The organism is Micromonospora sp. HM134 (genome assembly GCF_007833915.1).
GTDB lineage: Bacteria > Actinomycetota > Actinomycetes > Mycobacteriales > Micromonosporaceae > Micromonospora > Micromonospora wenchangensis.
In genome coordinates, this window is the sequence record NZ_CP041061.1 from 3,582,007 (window position 1) to 3,598,122 (window position 16,116).

13 protein-coding genes are annotated in these 16,116 nt (G+C 72.2%); 12 read left to right on the top strand and 1 reads right to left on the bottom strand.

Annotation, left to right across the window (positions count from 1 at the left end; all coding sequences use genetic code 11):
- Nucleotides 1-3 precede the first annotated feature (3 nt).
- The gene (locus FJK98_RS15230) at nt 4-414 is read left to right on the top strand and encodes a VOC family protein (protein WP_145919606.1); all 411 of its coding nucleotides are present in this window, start codon (nt 4-6) and stop codon (nt 412-414) included.
- Nucleotides 415-442: 28 nt separating this feature from the next.
- Here the strand turns inward: FJK98_RS15230 and manD are convergent, their stop codons facing one another.
- Nucleotides 443-1,651: a D-mannonate dehydratase ManD gene (gene manD, locus FJK98_RS15235; RefSeq protein WP_145919607.1), complete on the bottom strand. Its 1,209-nt coding sequence runs from the start codon at nt 1,649-1,651 to the stop codon at nt 443-445.
- A 384-nt stretch (nt 1,652-2,035) separates the two neighbouring features.
- Between manD and araB the strand changes: the two genes are divergently transcribed.
- The 11 genes from araB (at nt 2,036) to FJK98_RS15290 (ending at nt 16,101) form a co-directional block, all read left to right on the top strand.
- Entirely contained in the window at nt 2,036-3,724 is a 1,689-nt protein-coding gene (gene araB, locus FJK98_RS15240) for a ribulokinase (protein ID WP_145919608.1), read from the top strand.
- On the top strand, nt 3,721-4,398 hold the full coding sequence (locus FJK98_RS15245; protein WP_145919609.1) for an L-ribulose-5-phosphate 4-epimerase: 678 nt from the start codon (nt 3,721-3,723) through the stop codon (nt 4,396-4,398). The genes araB and FJK98_RS15245 overlap by 4 nt, the downstream gene beginning before the upstream one ends.
- A 165-nt stretch (nt 4,399-4,563) precedes the next feature.
- Nucleotides 4,564-5,580 carry an ABC transporter substrate-binding protein gene (locus tag FJK98_RS15250; RefSeq protein ID WP_194822365.1) on the top strand — a complete coding sequence of 339 codons (1,017 nt, stop codon included), beginning with the start codon at nt 4,564-4,566 and terminating at the stop codon, nt 5,578-5,580.
- 62 nt (nt 5,581-5,642) lie between these two features.
- Entirely contained in the window at nt 5,643-7,190 is a 1,548-nt protein-coding gene (locus FJK98_RS15255; protein ID WP_145919610.1) for a sugar ABC transporter ATP-binding protein, read from the top strand.
- Nucleotides 7,187-8,257, top strand: a complete 1,071-nt coding sequence (locus tag FJK98_RS15260; RefSeq protein ID WP_145919611.1) for an ABC transporter permease — start codon at nt 7,187-7,189, stop codon at nt 8,255-8,257. The genes FJK98_RS15255 and FJK98_RS15260 overlap by 4 nt, the downstream gene beginning before the upstream one ends.
- Entirely contained in the window at nt 8,254-9,246 is a 993-nt protein-coding gene (gene yjfF, locus FJK98_RS15265; RefSeq protein WP_145919612.1) for a galactofuranose ABC transporter, permease protein YjfF, read from the top strand. The genes FJK98_RS15260 and yjfF overlap by 4 nt, the downstream gene beginning before the upstream one ends.
- A 31-nt stretch (nt 9,247-9,277) precedes the next feature.
- A complete protein-coding gene (gene araA, locus FJK98_RS15270; RefSeq protein ID WP_145919613.1) occupies nt 9,278-10,783 on the top strand; it encodes an L-arabinose isomerase in 1,506 nt (501 codons plus the stop codon).
- Between the two features lie 6 nt (nt 10,784-10,789).
- On the top strand, nt 10,790-11,812 hold the full coding sequence (locus FJK98_RS15275) for a LacI family DNA-binding transcriptional regulator (protein ID WP_228543733.1): 1,023 nt from the start codon (nt 10,790-10,792) through the stop codon (nt 11,810-11,812).
- A gap of 406 nt (nt 11,813-12,218) precedes the next feature.
- Nucleotides 12,219-14,498: an FAD-dependent oxidoreductase gene (locus FJK98_RS15280; RefSeq protein ID WP_145919614.1), complete on the top strand. Its 2,280-nt coding sequence runs from the start codon at nt 12,219-12,221 to the stop codon at nt 14,496-14,498.
- Entirely contained in the window at nt 14,495-14,815 is a 321-nt protein-coding gene (locus FJK98_RS15285) for a putative quinol monooxygenase (RefSeq protein WP_088644175.1), read from the top strand. The genes FJK98_RS15280 and FJK98_RS15285 overlap by 4 nt, the downstream gene beginning before the upstream one ends.
- Nucleotides 14,812-16,101: a cytochrome P450 gene (locus FJK98_RS15290; protein WP_145919615.1), complete on the top strand. Its 1,290-nt coding sequence runs from the start codon at nt 14,812-14,814 to the stop codon at nt 16,099-16,101. Before FJK98_RS15285 ends, FJK98_RS15290 begins: the two co-directional genes overlap by 4 nt.
- Nucleotides 16,102-16,116: the final 15 nt, after the last annotated feature.

The window sequence follows — 16,116 nt, forward strand, 5'->3', positions numbered from 1 at the left end:
GGCATGGATCTCACCATCGACACCTGCGTCCTGCCGCACGACGACCCGGACGCCTCGCTGGCCTTCTACCGCGACATCCTCGGCTTCGAGGTCCGCAACGACGTGGGGACGGGACGGATGCGCTGGATCACCGTCGGCCCGCCCGGCCAGCCCGGCACGTCCGTCCTGCTGGCCCCGCCGGCGGTCGACCCGGGGGTCACCGACGAGGAACGCCGCACCATCGCCGAGATGATGGCCAAGGGCACCTACGGCTGGCTCATGCTGGCCACCGGCGACCTCGACGGCACCTTCGAGAAGGTGCAGGCCGGCGCCGCCGAGGTCGTGCAGGAGCCGATCGACCAGCCGTACGGGGTACGCGACTGCGCCTTCCGCGACCCGGCCGGCAACCTGATCCGGGTCAAGGAGCTGCGCTGACCCCCGGGCGGCCCGGTGTCGCCCCGGCTCACCAGGGGTGGACGGTGCCGTCCTCCAGCCGGTTGACCGGCAGGTACGCCGGGGCGTACGGGTAGCGGGCCGCAGCCTGTTCGTCGATGTCCACGCCGAGGCCGGGGGTCTCCGCCGGGTGCAGGTAGCCGTCGGCGTAGTGGTAGCCGTGCGGGAAGACCTCGTCGGTGGCGTCGGTGTGCCGCATGTACTCCTGGAGGCCGAAGTTGGGGATGGCGATGTCCAGGTGCAGGGCGGCGGCCATGCAGACGGGCGAGAGGTCGGTGGCCCCGTGCGAGCCGCTGCGCACGTGGTGCAGCGCCGCCAGGTCGAAGATGCGCCGCAGGTGGGTGATGCCACCGGCGTGCACCACCGTGGTGCGGATGTAGTCGATGAGCTGTTCCCGGATGAGCTGGGCGGCGTCCCAGATGGTGTTGAACACCTCGCCGACGGCGACCGGGGTGGTGGTGTGCTGGCGGATCAGCCGGAACCCCTCCGGCAGTTCGGCGGGGACCGGGTCCTCCATCCAGGTCAGCGCGTACGGCTCCAGGCTCCTGCCGAGCCGGGCGGCCTCGATCGGGCTGAGCCGGTGGTGCACGTCGTGCAGCAGCCGCAGGGTGGGGCCGAACTCGTCGCGTACCCGGGCGAAGACCGTCGGGACGTGCGCCAGGTAGCGCGCGGTGGACCAGGTGGCCTCGCTGGGCAGGGCCGCGTCGGCCGGCTCGTAGAACAGCTTGTCGGCGCTGACCCCGTAGGTCTTCGGCAGGCCGGGCACGCCGCACTGCACCCGGACCGCCCGGTAGCCGAGGTCCACGTAGCGGGCGACCTCGACCAGCACGTCCTCGACGGTCTCGCCGTTGGCGTGCCCGTAGACGGTGACCCCGTCCCGGGACCGGCCGCCGAGCAGCTGGTAGACCGGCAGGCCGGCGACCTTGCCCTTGATGTCCCACAGGGCGGTGTCCACGGCGGCGATCGCGCTCATCGTCACCGGCCCGCGTCGCCAGTAGGCGCCCTGGTAGAGGTACTGCCAGGTGTCCTCGATCCGGGCCGGGTCGCGCCCGATCAGCAGGGGCACGACGTGGTCGCGCAGGTAGGACGCGACGGCCAGCTCCCGGCCGTTGAGGGTGGCGTCCCCGACGCCGGTGACCCCCTCGTCGGTGACGATCTTCAGGGTGACGAAGTTGCGACCCGGACAGGTCACGATGACCCGGGCGTCGACGATCCTCATGCGGCCTCCTCCGGGTGGCGACGAAGGCCGTGTGGTCCGTCTCGGGCGGACGAGGGCCGTGGTCCGTCGCGCGGGCACGGCAGGTGGACGCGACGACGCCGGTGGGACCGGTCGTCGCCCGTCCGGCCCGGCTCCGGGCCCGCCGCGCGGTCGCCCCGAAGTCTGGAACCGTCCGCGCAGGCGTGTCAAGGGCCGGCCCGACCGAACGGATGTGACCGCTCACCTGTTCGGCGTATGTCGGCTGCTCGATGGCTGGTCGGAGCGGTGATCGTGGATGCCGTGCCGGGGCCGCTCAGGATGGTTACGGCAGTGTTACATGGATGCGCCTTGACGGATTCCATGTGAGCGCTAACACTTGCCCCCAACGATTGAACGGAGAACGGCATGGATGCAGGCGCGAAGCCGCAGGACCGGTACGTCGTCGGCGTCGACTACGGCACGCTGTCGGGTCGGGCGCTGGTGGTGCGGGTCGGCGACGGCGCCGAGCTGGGCACGGCGGTGCACGAGTACCGCCACGGCGTGATGGACACGACGCTCGCCGTCGACGGCCGGACCCTGCCGGCCGACTGGGCGCTGCAGGACCCGGACGACTACCGCGAGGTGCTGCGCCGGGCGGTGCCCGCCGCGCTCGCCGAGAGCGGCGTCGACCCGGCCCAGGTGGTCGCCATCGGCATCGACTTCACCGCCTGCACCGTGCTGCCCACCCTGGCCGACGGCACCCCGCTGTGCGAGCTGCCCGACCTGCGTACCCGCCCGCACGCCTGGGTGAAGCTGTGGAAGCACCACGCCGCCCAACCGCAGGCCGACCGGATCAACGCGCTGGCCCACTCCCGGGGCGAGTCCTGGATCGGCCGCTACGGCGGCAAGATCTCCGCCGAGTGGCAGTACGCCAAGGGGCTGCAACTGCTGGAGGAGGACCCGGAGGTCTACGCCCGCGCCGAGCGCTGGATCGAGGCCGCCGACTGGATCGTCTGGCAGCTGTGCGGCGTCGAGACCCGCAACGTCTGCACCGCCGGCTACAAGGGGCTGCTCCAGGACGGCCACTACCCGTCCCCGGCGTACCTGTCCGCGTTGAACCCCGGCTTCGCCGACTTCGTCGCCAAGATCGACGGGCCGCTGGCGCAGCTCGGCGCACGGGCCGGCGGGCTCACCGCGCAGGCCGCCGCCTGGACCGGGCTGCCGGAGGGGATCGCGGTCGCCGTCGGCAACGTCGACGCCCACGTCACCGCCGCCGCCGCGCAGGCGCTGACCCCCGGCCGGCTGGTCGCCATCATGGGCACCTCCACCTGCCACGTGGTCAACGGTACCGAGCGGGCCGAGGTGGCCGGCATGTGCGGCGTGGTCGACGGCGGGATCAGCGCCGGCTCCTGGGGCTACGAGGCCGGCCAGAGCGGCGTCGGCGACATCTTCGGCTGGTACGTCAAGCACGCCGCCCCCGCCGGATTCGCCTCCCACGAGGAGCTCACCGAGGCCGCCGCCGCGCAGCCCGTCGGCGCCCACGGCCTGGTCGCCCTGGACTGGTGGAACGGCAACCGCTCGCTGCTGGTCAACCACGACCTCAGCGGGGTGCTCGTCGGCCTCACCCTGGCCACCCGGCCGCCGGACGTCTACCGGGCGCTGCTGGAGTCCACCGCGTACGGCACCCGCATGATCATCGAGGCTTTCGCCGAGGCGGGCGTCCCGGTCGACGAGCTGATCGTGGCCGGCGGGCTGACCGGCAACAGCCTGCTGATGCAGATCTACGCCGACGTGACCCGCCGTCCGCTGGGCATCATCGGCTCGGCGCAGGGCCCGGCCCTGGGCTCGGCGATCCACGCGGCGGTCGCGGCCGGCGCGTACCCCGACGTGCCGACCGCCTCGACGGCGATGGGCCGGGTCGACCGTGAGGTCTACCGGCCCGACCCGGAGCGCGCCGACGCCTACGACGCGCTCTACGCCGAGTACCGCCGGCTGCACGACCACTTCGGCCGGGGCGGCGACGACGTGCTGCTGCGGCTGCGGGCGATCCGCAACGCCGCCCGCCGTCCGGCCGTCGCCGAACCGACCACCGACCCCCTGGAGGTGCCGGCATGACCCTCGACCTCGACGCCGAGGTGGCCCGGCTACGCGCGCAGGTGGCCACCCTGCACGGCGAGCTGGTGCGCTACAACCTGGTGGCCTGGACGGCCGGCAACGTCTCGGCCCGGGTGCCCGGCCGGGAGCTGATGGTGATCAAGCCGAGCGGGGTTTCCTACGACGACCTGCGGCCCGACAACATGATCGTCTGCGACCTCGACGGGGTCGTGGTCGACGGTGACCTCTCGCCGTCCAGCGACACCGCCGCCCACGCCTACGTCTACCGGGCGATGCCCGAGGTCGGCGGCGTGGTGCACACCCACAGCGGGTACGCCACCGCCTGGGCCGCCTGCGGCGAGGCGATCCCGTGCAACCTCACCGCCCAGGCCGACGAGTTCGGCGGCGAGATCCCGGTCGGTCCGTTCGCGCTCATCGGCGGGGACGACATCGGCAAGGGCATCGTGGCGACCCTGTCCGGGCACCGCTCACCGGCGGTGCTGATGCGCAACCACGGCGTGTTCACCATCGGCCGGGACGCCCGCGCGGCGGTGAAGGCCGCCGTGATGTGCGAGGACGTGGCCCGCACCGCCCACCTGGCCCGGACGCTCGGCACCCCGGTGCCGATGGCCCAGGCCGACATCGACTCCCTCTACGACCGCTACCAGAACGTCTACGGGCAGTCGGGGCCGTAACGCCCGACCGCCCGTCCTCGCCACCGGCCCGCCCCGGCGGACCGGTCGATCCACCGCAACCCGATGCACCACCCCTGGAAGGTCCGTCCGTCCGGCGTGCCGAGCCGGCCGGCCCTTCCGCGCACGCACCATCCCCCACCTCATCCCCGTACAAGGAGTCTTCACATGGCGAAGACCGGCATTACCCTCACCCGGCGCGGCCTCGGCGCGATGCTCGCCGTCGGTCTGCTGGCCGGCGGACTCGCCGGCTGCGGCAACAGCGACACCGGCGGTGACAGCGACGGCAGCAGCGGCGGTGGCAACAGCAAGCTGGTCATCGGCTTCTCGCAGGTCGGTGCGGAGAGCGGCTGGCGCACGGCGAACACCAACTCGATCAAGGAGTCGGCCGCCGAGGCCGGCTACGACCTGAAGTTCGACGACGCGCAGGGCAAGCAGGAGAACCAGATCAAGGCGATCCGCAACTTCATCCAGCAGAAGGTCGACGTGATCGCCTTCTCGCCGGTGGTGGAGTCGGGTTGGGACACCGTGCTCAAGGAGGCCAAGGACGCCAAGATCCCGGTGATCCTGACCGACCGGGCCGTGGACTCGGCCGACAAGAGCCTCTACAAGACCTTCATCGGCTCGGACTTCGTCAAGGAGGGCCGGCTCGCCGGCGAGTGGCTGGTCAAGGAGAAGTCGGCCGCGAGCGGTCCGGTGAACATCGTCGAGCTGCAGGGCACCACCGGTTCGGCCCCGGCCAACGACCGCAAGAAGGGCTTCGCCGAGGCGATCGCCGCCAACCCCAACCTGAAGGTCGTCGCCTCGCAGAGCGGTGACTTCACCCGGGCCGGCGGCAAGCAGGTCATGGAGCAGTTCCTCAAGGCCAACCCAAAGATCGACGTGCTCTTCGCGCACAACGACGACATGGGCCTGGGCGCGCTGGAGGCGATCACCGCGGCGGGCAAGACGCCCGGCAAGGACATCACCATCATCACCATCGACGCGGTCAAGGACGGCATGCAGGCGCTGGCCGACGGCAAGTTCAACTTCATCGCGGAGTGCAGCCCGCTGCTCGGCCCGCAGCTGATGGACCTGGCCAAGAAGGTCAAGGCCGGCGAGGAGGTCCCGGCCCGGGTCGAGACCGAGGAGACCACCTTCACCCAGGAGCAGGCCAAGGCGGCCCTGCCCAACCGGAAGTACTGATCCGACCGGAGGCCGCCGCGTTCGGCGCGGCGGCCTCCGCTTCCGAGGAAAGGTTCGGTGGGATGTCGGAGAGGCATCCGGTCCTGACGATGACCGCGATCAGCAAGATCTTCCCCGGGGTCCGCGCCCTCGACGGCGTCGACCTCCGGCTCTTTCCCGGTGAGGTGCACGCCCTGATGGGCGAGAACGGCGCCGGGAAGTCAACCCTCATCAAAGTGCTGACCGGCGTCTACGGCACCGATTCCGGCACCATCACCCTCGACGGCGCCGAGGTCTCCTTCTCCGGCCCGATGCAGGCCACCGCCGCCGGGGTGAGCACCGTCTACCAGGAGGTCAACCTCCTGCCCAACCTGTCGGTGGCGGAGAACATCTACATCGGCCGGGAGCCGCGCCGCCTCGGCGCGGTCAACTGGCGCGAGATGCGTCGCCGGGCCAAGGACCTGCTCGCCCGTATCGACCTGCACATCGACGTCACCGAACTGCTCGGCAACTACTCGCTGGCCGTGCAGCAGATGGTCGCCATCGCCCGCGCCGTCGACATCCAGGCCCGGGTGCTGATCCTCGACGAGCCCACCTCCAGCCTGGACGCCGACGAGGTGGCCCAGCTGATGCGGATCATGCGGCAGCTGCGCGACGACGGCATCGCGATCATCTTCGTCACCCACTTCCTCGACCAGGTCTACGCCATCGCCGACCGGATCACCGTGCTGCGCAACGGCCGGCTCGTCGGCGAGTACCTGACCAGCGAACTGCCGCAGATCGCGCTGGTGGAGAAGATGATCGGCAAGGAGCTGGACGCCCTGGAACGCCTCGACGAGGCGACCAGTGGCGAGGACCGGGCGGCCCTGGAGTCGGGCACCCCGCTGGTGGCGGCCGACGGGCTCGGCCGGTCCGGTTCCGTCGCCCCGTTCAGCCTCACCATCCACCAGGGCGAGGTGGTCGGCCTGGCCGGGCTGCTCGGCTCGGGGCGTACCGAGGTGGCCCGCCTGTTCTTCGGCGCGGACCGCGCCGACGCCGGCCGGCTCGCCGTGGACGGCACCCCGGTGACGATCCGCAACCCGGTGGCCGCCATCGACCGGGACATCGCGTTCTGCTCCGAGAACCGCCGCACCGAGGGACTGGTCGGCGAGCTGTCGGTGCGGGAGAACATCATCCTGGCCATGCAGGCGGCCCGGGGCTGGCTGCGCCCGCTGCCCCGCCGCCGGCAGGACGAACTGGTCCAGCACTGGATCAAGGCGTTGAGCATCCGGCCGGCCGACCCGGAGATGCCGGTACGCAACCTGTCCGGCGGCAACCAGCAGAAGGTGCTGCTGGCCCGCTGGCTGATCACCGAGCCCCGGCTGCTGATCCTCGACGAACCGACCCGGGGCATCGACATCGGCGCCAAGACCGAGATCCAGCGCCTGGTCGCGCAGCTCTCCGACGGCGGGATGGCGGTGCTGTTCATCTCCGCCGAGCTGGAGGAGGTGCTCCGGCTCAGCCACAAGGTCGCCGTCATGCGGGACCGGCAGCTGGTCACCGAACTCACCAACGACGACACCCTCGATGCCGCCCGCGTCATGCAGGTCATCGCCAGCGGCAGCTCCCAGGAAGGGTCGGTGCCGGCATGAGCACCGTACGGGCCCGCGCTGCGGGCGTCACCGGCCACCGGCTGTTCTGGCCGCTCGTGGTGCTGGTGCTGCTGCTGGTGGCGAACGCGATCTACCGGCCGAGTTTCCTGTCGGTGGAGCTGAAGAACGGCCACCTCTACGGCAGCCTGATCGACATCGTCCGGCTCAGCGCGCCGCTGATCCTGGTCGCCCTGGGCATGTCCCTGGTCATCGCCACCGGCGGCATCGACCTGTCGGTGGGCGCGGTGGCGGCGGTCGCCGGCGCGGTCGCCTGCCTCTACATCAGTGAGCAGCCCGACCAGAACAGCCTGGGCGTGGTGCTCACCGCGGTGGCGCTCGGCTTCGGGGTGGCCCTGCTGCTCGGGGCCTGGAACGGCATCCTGGTCGCCGGCATCGGCATCCAACCGATCATCGCCACGCTGATCCTGATGGTGGCCGGCCGGGGGCTGGCCCAGCTGATCGCCGAGGGGCAGATCATTACCATCAACAGCGGGCCGTACAAGGTGATCGGGGTGGGGCACCTGCTGACCCTGCCGTTCGCCATCGTCATCGCGCTCGCGGTGACCGTGCTGGTGGCGGTGCTGACCCGGCGTACCGCACTCGGCATGATCATCGAGTCGGTCGGCGGGAACGCCGAGGCCAGCCGGCTGGCCGGCATCCGCTCCCGCCGGATCACCTTCCTGGTGTACGTGGTGAGCGCCGCCTGCGCCGCCATCGCCGGGTTCATGATGACGGCGAACGTCTCCAGCGCCGACGGCAACGCGGTCGGTCTCTGGGTCGAGCTGGACGCCATCCTGGCCGTGGTCATCGGCGGCACCGCGCTGGCCGGCGGCCGGTTCTACCTCGGTGGCACCGTGGTCGGCGCGCTGCTCATCCAGACCCTGACCACCTCGGTCTACGCCATGAACATCGACCCGCAGACGTCCCTGCTGTTCAAGGCGGTCGTGGTGATCGTGGTCTGTCTCATCCAGGCCCCGGCCTTCCGGGCGCGGTTCCGCCGTCGGCGCAGCGTCCCGGTGACTCCGGTGGAGCCGGTCGGCACAGAGAAGGAGCAGGTTCCGGCATGACCACGACCCCGTTGGCCGCCCGTCCGGGGCGTGCCTGGTGGCGGGTGCCACCCCGGCACGTACCGGTGCTCGCCACCGCAGCCCTGCTGCTGGTGATGTACGCCATCGGCGTCTCCCAGTACCGCGCGTTCTCCAACATCCAGGTCGTCTTCAACGTCTTCATCGACAACGGCTTCCTGCTGGTCGTCGCGGTCGGGATGACCTTCGTGATCCTCACCGGCGGGATCGACCTGTCGGTCGGGTCGGTGGTGGCGATGACCGCGATGGTGTCGGCGTCGCTGCTCGGCAACGGGCTGCACCCGGCCCTGGTGCTGGTGATCGCGCTGCTGATCGGCCCGATCCTCGGGTTCGCGATGGGCTGTGTGATCCACTTCTTCGACATCCAACCGTTCATCGTCACCCTCGCCGGGATGTTCTTCGCCCGGGGCGTGTGCACCTGGATCAGCACCACCTCGATCCCGATCACCGACGGCTTCTGGACCAGCACCGCCCAGCACCGCATCCACCTCGGCGAGAACTTCGTCTCGGTCGGCGCGCTGATCGCGGTGGCGGTGGTGGCCGTGGCGGCGGCCGTGCTGGCGTACACCCGGCTGGGCCGCAACGTGTACGCCATCGGCGGCAACCAGCAGTCCGCGCTGCTGATGGGCCTGCCGGTGGGCCGTACGAAGATCGCGGTCTACACGATCAGCGGGCTCTGCTCGGCGATCGGCGGCATCCTGCTCTCCTTCTACACCCTGTCCGGCGCCCCGCTGATCGCGGTGGGCATGGAGCTGGACGTGATCGCCGCGGTCGTCATCGGCGGCACCCTGCTCACCGGCGGGTCCGGCTACATCTTCGGCACCCTGCTCGGGGTGCTGGTGCTCAGCATCATCCAGACGTTGATCACCTTCGACGGCACCCTCAACTCGTGGTGGACCAAGATCGTCATTGGTGGCCTGCTGTTCGTGTTCATCCTGCTCCAACGCCTCGTCGGCATCCGCACCAAGTAACCCTCGCCAGCCCCACCGGAAGGCAACGCCCATGACCAACCCATCCCCGGTCGCCGAGGTCTGGTTCCTCACCGGCAGCCAGGGCCTGTACGGCCCGGAGACCCTGCGCCAGGTGGCCGAGCAGTCCCGGCGGATCGCCGAACGACTCGACGCCGACCCGGCCGTCCCGGCCCGGGTGGTCTGGAAGCCGGTGCTGACCTCCAGCGCCGAGATCCTCGCCGTCTGCCGCGACGCCGCCGTGCAGGGCGCGGTCGGGGTGATCGCCTGGATGCACACGTTCTCCCCGGCCAAGATGTGGATCTCCGGGCTGGATGCGCTGCGCACCCCGCTGCTGCACCTGCACACCCAGGCCAACGTGGAACTGCCCTGGTCCGAGATCGACATGGACTTCATGAACCTCAACCAGGCCGCCCACGGCGACCGGGAGTTCGGGTACGTCCAGACCCGGCTCGGCGTCGCCCGTAAGACCGTCGCCGGGCACGTGAGCGACCCCCGGGTCGCCGCCCGGATCGGCGCGTGGACCCGGGCCGCGATCGGGCACGCCGAGATGCGGTCGCTGCGGCTGGCCCGCTTCGGCGACAACATGCGCGACGTGGCGGTGACCGAGGGCGACAAGGTCGAGGCCGAGCTGCGCTTCGGCGTCTCGGTGAACACCTACGGGGTCAACGACCTGGTCGACGCCGTCGACGCGGTCGCCGACGCCCGCATCGACGACCTGGTCAAGGAGTACGACGACAGCTACCGGCTGGTCGACGCGCTGCGCCCCGGCGGGGACCGGCACGACTCGCTGCGCTACGCCGCCCGGATCGAGGCGGGGCTGCGCGACTTCCTCGACGCCGGCGGGTTCCGCGCCTTCACCACCAACTTCGAGGACCTGGGCGGGTTGCGGCAGCTGCCCGGCCTCGCCGTGCAGCGGCTGATGGCCGACGGGTACGGCTTCGGCGGCGAGGGCGACTGGAAGACCTCGGTGCTGGTGCGCACGCTCAAGTCGATGTCCGTGGGCACCACCGGCGGCACCTCGTTCATGGAGGACTACACCTACGACCTCACCCCCGGCCGGGAGCTGGTGCTCGGGGCGCACATGCTGGAGGTCTGCCCGACCATCGCGGCGGCCACCCCGAATGTCGAGATCCACCCGCTGGGCATCGGCGGCCGGGAGGACCCGGTCCGGTTGGTCTTCGACGCCCAGCCCGGCCCGGCCGTGGTGCTCGGCCTGGCCGACATGGGGGAGCGGTTCCGGCTGGTCGCCAACGAGATCGACGTGGTCGCCCCGCCGTACCCGCTGCCGAAGCTGCCGGTGGCGCGGGCGGTGTGGCGGCCCCGGCCGGACCTCGCCGCGTCGGCGGAGGCCTGGCTCACCGCCGGCGCCCCGCACCACACGGTGCTGTCCCAGGCCGTCGGCGTCGAGGAGCTGCACGACCTCGCCGAGATGGTCAGCACCGAGCTGGTCGTCATCGACGCCGACACGACCCCCCGCCGGTTCGCCGACGAGCTGCGCTGGAACCAGGCCTACTACCGCCTGGCCCGGGGTTTCTGAGCCGCCATGGGCCAGCAGCGGCCCGAACGCGCCGCGGTGATGAGCGACGTCGCGCAACTCGCCGGGGTGTCGCACCAGACCGTGTCCCGGGTGCTCAACAACCACCCGAGCGTTCGGCCGGAGACCCGGGAACGGGTGCTGCGTGCCGTGCACCAGCTCAACTACCGGCCCAACGCCCTGGCCCGGGGGTTGGCCGGCCGACGTTCCCGGGTCATCGGCGTGGTCAGCTTCGACACCATCCTGTTCGGGCCGGCGGCCACGCTGCTGGGCATCGAGCGGGCGGCCCGCGCCGCCGGGTACGGCATCAGCATCGTCACCCTGGAACGGCTGGACCGTAGCGGGATGCGCTCGGCCATCGACGCGCTGACCGAGCAGTCGGTGGCCGGCGTCGTCGTCATCACCCCGATGATGACGGCGTCGGTCGCCGTGCACGGCCTGCCCACCGGGGTGCCCGCCGTGGTGGTCGAGGCCAGCGGGGAGCGCGGTGAGCTGCCCAGCATCTCGGTCGACCAGGTGGCCGGTGCCCGGCTGGCGGTCCGGCACCTGCTCGACCTCGGCCACGAGACGGTCTGGCACATCGCCGGCCCCCGGGACTGGCTGGAGGCCCGGGACCGGGTCGACGGGTGGCGGCAGACCCTGGAGCAGGCGGGCCGCCGCGTCCCGCCGGTCATCGTCGGCGACTGGAGCCCCCGGGCCGGCTACGAGCTGGGGCAGTCCCTGGTCGAACGCCCCGACGTGACGGCGGTGTTCTGCGCCAACGACCACCAGGCGCTCGGCCTGCTGCGCGCCCTGCACCAGCGGGGAGCGCGGATTCCCGAGGACGTCAGCGTGGTCGGCTTCGACGACATCCCCGAGGCCGAATACCTCTCCCCGCCGCTGACCACCGTGCGGCAGGACTTCGACGAGGTCGGCCGCCGGTGCGTGGCGGCGCTGCTGGAACTCTTCGACGGCACCGGCGCGGGCACCCCCCGCCCCCAGGTCGAGCCGGTGCTCGTGGTCCGCGCGAGCAGCGGCAACCGCCGCCCCTGACCCGCCCGGCGGCAGCCCGGCCCGCCGGTACGGTGCCGCCGGTGCGCTGTGTGCGACGGCGTCGGGGCCGGGTCGCGCGCCGGCCTCCCGGCGCGTCGGCGGTATCCCCGGACGGCCCGCGTCGGCGGGACCCTCGGCCGCGCGGTGTCGCCCTCCCGCGCGACGCTCTCCCGCGTTGGCGACGACCGCCGGCCGCGCGGTTTCGCCTCCCGTTCCGTACCGGCGGGGGCGGTGCGCCCCTGACCCGGGGCGGCGGGTCGTCCCGGTGGCGTCAACGGGCGGCGACCCGCCCCGGCCCGCCGGTGACGCCGGGGTGACGTGCGCTGCGACAGGGTCGGACGGCGACGGCCGGTGCGGGTACCGGCGGTCGGGACCTCGTCTCGGGCAGGCCGTCAAGGGAGACCCCATGATCAGGACAATGCTCCGGGTCCGCGCGCGTCCCGGTGCCGAACAGCACGTCCGGTCGGCGTGGCGGACCGCCGCGGCGCAGCTCGGCGCCCTGCCCGGCAACCTGCGTCGGGAGCTGTTCCTCGACGCCAACGACCCGCACACGTTCGTGCTCGCCACCGAGTGGGCCGACGACGAAGCCCTGCGCGACTACGAGGACGGCCCAGTGGCCGCCCGCCTCGCCGCCGCCCTGCGTGACGGGTGCGAACCGGCCACCGCCGACGACCACCGGGTGATGCGGGACGAGCCGGACGGGGACCCGACGATCCTGGTGGACGTCGAGGTCACCGTGCCCGCCGACCGGCTCGCCGAGTTCCACCGGGGGCACGCCGAGGTGACCGCCCGGATGGCCGGTGTCCCCGGTTACCTGCGCGAGGACCTGCTGCGCGAGCCCGACTCGGACGTCCACCACATCTTCGCCGAATGGCGTACCGAGGCGGAGTTCCACCGCTGGGTCGCCAACCCGGCCCACGCGCGGGAGGAGGCCGGGCCGATCGCGCCGTTCCTGCTCGACTTCCGCCGCCGACTGTTCCACCTCGCGACCCGTCCCGGCGTCGACCGGGCCACCAGCACCGGTAGGGAGACCGACGTGCACACGACAACGGACGTACTCATCGTCGGGGCGGGGCCGACCGGGCTGACCGCCGCCGTCGAACTGGCCCGGCGCGGCATCGACTGCCGGGTGGTGGAGAAACGGGTGGCTCCGCCCGCCCACGCCGACAAGGCGATCGGGGTGCACTGCCGCACCATGGAGATCTGGGAAGAGCAGGGCATCGTGCGGGAGGCGATGGACGCCGGCAGCTGGCTCACCGGCAACGTGGTGTTCGTCAACGGCACGCAGACCCACCGGATGAGCTGGGAGCTGCCCGGCCTGCCGTACGCGCACCTGGGCCTGCCCCAGTACGAGACCGAGCGCATCCTCACCGACCGGCTGGCCACCCTCGGCGTCCGGCCGCAGCGTGGCGCGGAGCTGACCGGGTTCACCCAGGGCTCGGACGGCGTGCTGGCCACCCTCACCCTCGCCGACGGCAGCCTCCGCACCGTCCGGGCGCAGTACCTGATCGGCGCCGACGGCGCGCACAGCCGGGTCCGTGACCTGCTCGGGTTGACGTTCTCCGGCGGCTTGGGCCGGTTCCCGCAGCTGTTCATGCTCGCCGACGTCGACGTGAACTGGGACATGCCGCCGGGGCACCTGCTGCGGTTCCTGCACGAGACCGACGGCCGGATGGACGGCATGCTGGTCTGCGTGCCGCTGCGCGGCGAGGGCCGGTACCGGATCGCCACCCTCGCGCCGCCCCGGTTCTTCGCCCAGACCGGCGGCCGGGACGCCCCGCCCGGGTTCAGCGAGGAGTTGGCCGAGCCGACCCTCGACGACGTGCAGGCCGCGCTGGACCGGTTGGCCCCGCCGGGCACCCGGGCGGCGAACCTGCGCTGGTCGTCGGTGTTCCGGATCAGCCACGGCATCGTCGACCGGTACGGCCACGGCCGGGTCTTCGTCGCCGGTGACGCGGCGCACCTGCACCCACCGGCCGGGGGACAGGGGATGAACACCGGCATCCAGGACGCCTGGAACCTGGCCTGGAAGGTGGCGCTGGCGGTGCGCGGGCTCGCCGCCCCCGGCCTGCTCGACAGCTACGAGGCCGAACGTCGCCCGGAGGGGGAGGAGATCGTCGGCCGCGCGGTACGGCTGGCGTTCACCGACGAACTGGACCGCGCCGACCTGGAACGGCAGTTCCTCCAGGAGATGTCCCTGCTGCTCAGCTACGCCGACAGTCCACTGGTCGGCGAGTGCGTCACCGATCCGGACGGGCTGCTGGCCGGCCCGCGCCCCGGCGACCGCGCCCCCGACCTGGGTGGGTTGCGGCGGCAGGGGGTGGGGCATCCGCTGCGGCTGCGCGACCTGACCGCCGGCACCCGGCACACCCTGCTGCTCTACGCCGACGCTTCGGCCGATCCGGCGGCGGTGGCGGCCGTGCCGGGGCTCTGCGCCGACGTCCGTGCCCTGACCCGGGGTGAGGTCGACGCGTACCTGCTGCTCAGCCCGGACGCCGGGGAGCCGGGGTCGTCCGCGCCGCCGGTGGTGCGCGACGCCGGGGGCGAGTTCCGCACCCGGTACGGGGTGACCGGCACCGCCCTGTACCTGGTCCGCCCGGACGGGCACGTCGGCTTCCGCAGCCAGCCGATCGACGCCGACGCGCTGCGCAAGAACCTGCACCTGGTCTTCGGCGGTGCGCGATGACGCCCGTGCGCACGGTGCTCGCCATGCGTACCCGGGAGGGCTGCGCGGAGCGGTTCGAGGCGGAGTGGCTCTCGGCGGCGGAGCAGATCCGGCAGCTCGACGGGTGCCTGCGCCAGGACCTCGTCCGCGACGCCGACGACCCGCGCAGCTACCTGATCATCAGCGACTGGGCGGACCGGGAACGGCTCGACGCCTTCGGCCGCAGCGAGCACCGCGACCGGCTGCTGCGGGTGGTACGTGACCTGCGGGAATCCGCCGAACGACACACCTACCAGGTGCTGCACAGCATGCCCAGCGCGCCCGAGGAGACGAGATGACCGAGCCGGTGCCCGCAGCACAGCTCTACACCGAGCAGTTCGCCGCCGACCCCTACCCGTCCTTCGCCCGGCTGCGCGCGGACGCGCCGGTCTGCCCGGTCAGCTCACCCCGGTTCGACTCGTACCTGCTGACCCGGTTCGACGACGCGCGTACGGCGCTGACCGACCCCCGGCTGTCCAAGGACCTCTACGGCCCCGGGCAGCATTACCTGCAGATATTCGGCCCGAACTCCGAAGCGCTGAACCGGAACATGCTCAACTCGGACCCGCCGGAGCACACCCGGCTGCGCCGGTTGGTGTCGCAGGCGTTCGCGCCCCGCCGGATCGAGGCGCTGCGTCCCCGGGTACGGCAGATCGTCGACGACCTGATCGACGGGTTCGTCGCGCAGGGGCGGGCCGAGCTGATGCACGACTTCGCGATCCCGCTGCCGATGGTGGTGATCTGCGAACTGCTCGGGGTGCCCCGGGCCGACCAGGAGCGGGTGCTGGAGTGGACGCAGGTGATCCGTACCTCCGGGTCGTCGCGGCGACCGCCGGCGCAGGAGCGGGCGGCGGTCGGCGAGGCGCAGGTGCGGCTGCACCACTACCTGGCGGAGCTGGTGGCCGCCAAGCGGGCCGGCCCGGCCGACGACATGATCAGCGCGCTGATCGACGCCTGCGACCAGGACGGCAGCCTGTCCGAGGCGGAACTGGTCACCACCACCTTCCTGCTGCTGTTCGCCGGGCACCAGACCACCGCCGACTTCCTGGGCAACGCGACGGTGGCCCTGCTGACCCATCCCGACCAGCTCGACCTGCTGCGGAACACCCCGGAGCTGCTGCCCTCGGCGATCGAGGAGCTGCTGCGCTTCGACGGCCCGCTGCCGGTGGCCAGTCCCCGGGTCGCCACCGAGGACGTCGAGTACGGCGGGGTGCGCATCCCGGCCGGGTCGATCGTCGGTGTCGTGCTCAACGCGGCCAACCACGATCCGGCGCACTTCGTCGACCCGGACCGGCTGGACCTGCGCCGGGTCCGTGGCCCGCACCTGGGTTTCGGCCACGGCGTGCACTACTGCCTCGGCGTCTCGCTGGCCCGGATGGAGGCCCAGATCGGCCTGGCGGCGCTGCTGCGCCGGTTGCCCGGGTTGCGCCTCGCCGTGCCGCCGGCCGAGCTGCGCCGGTTGCCGGCGGCGTCACCGTTCCGGGGCCTACTGGAGCTGCCGGTCCGGTTCGCCGCCTCCGCCCCGCCGGTGTCGCACCCGCCGGCCAGCCGTCCCCGCCCCACCGAGCCGACCCGTACCGTCTGATCCCCGAGGAGTTTC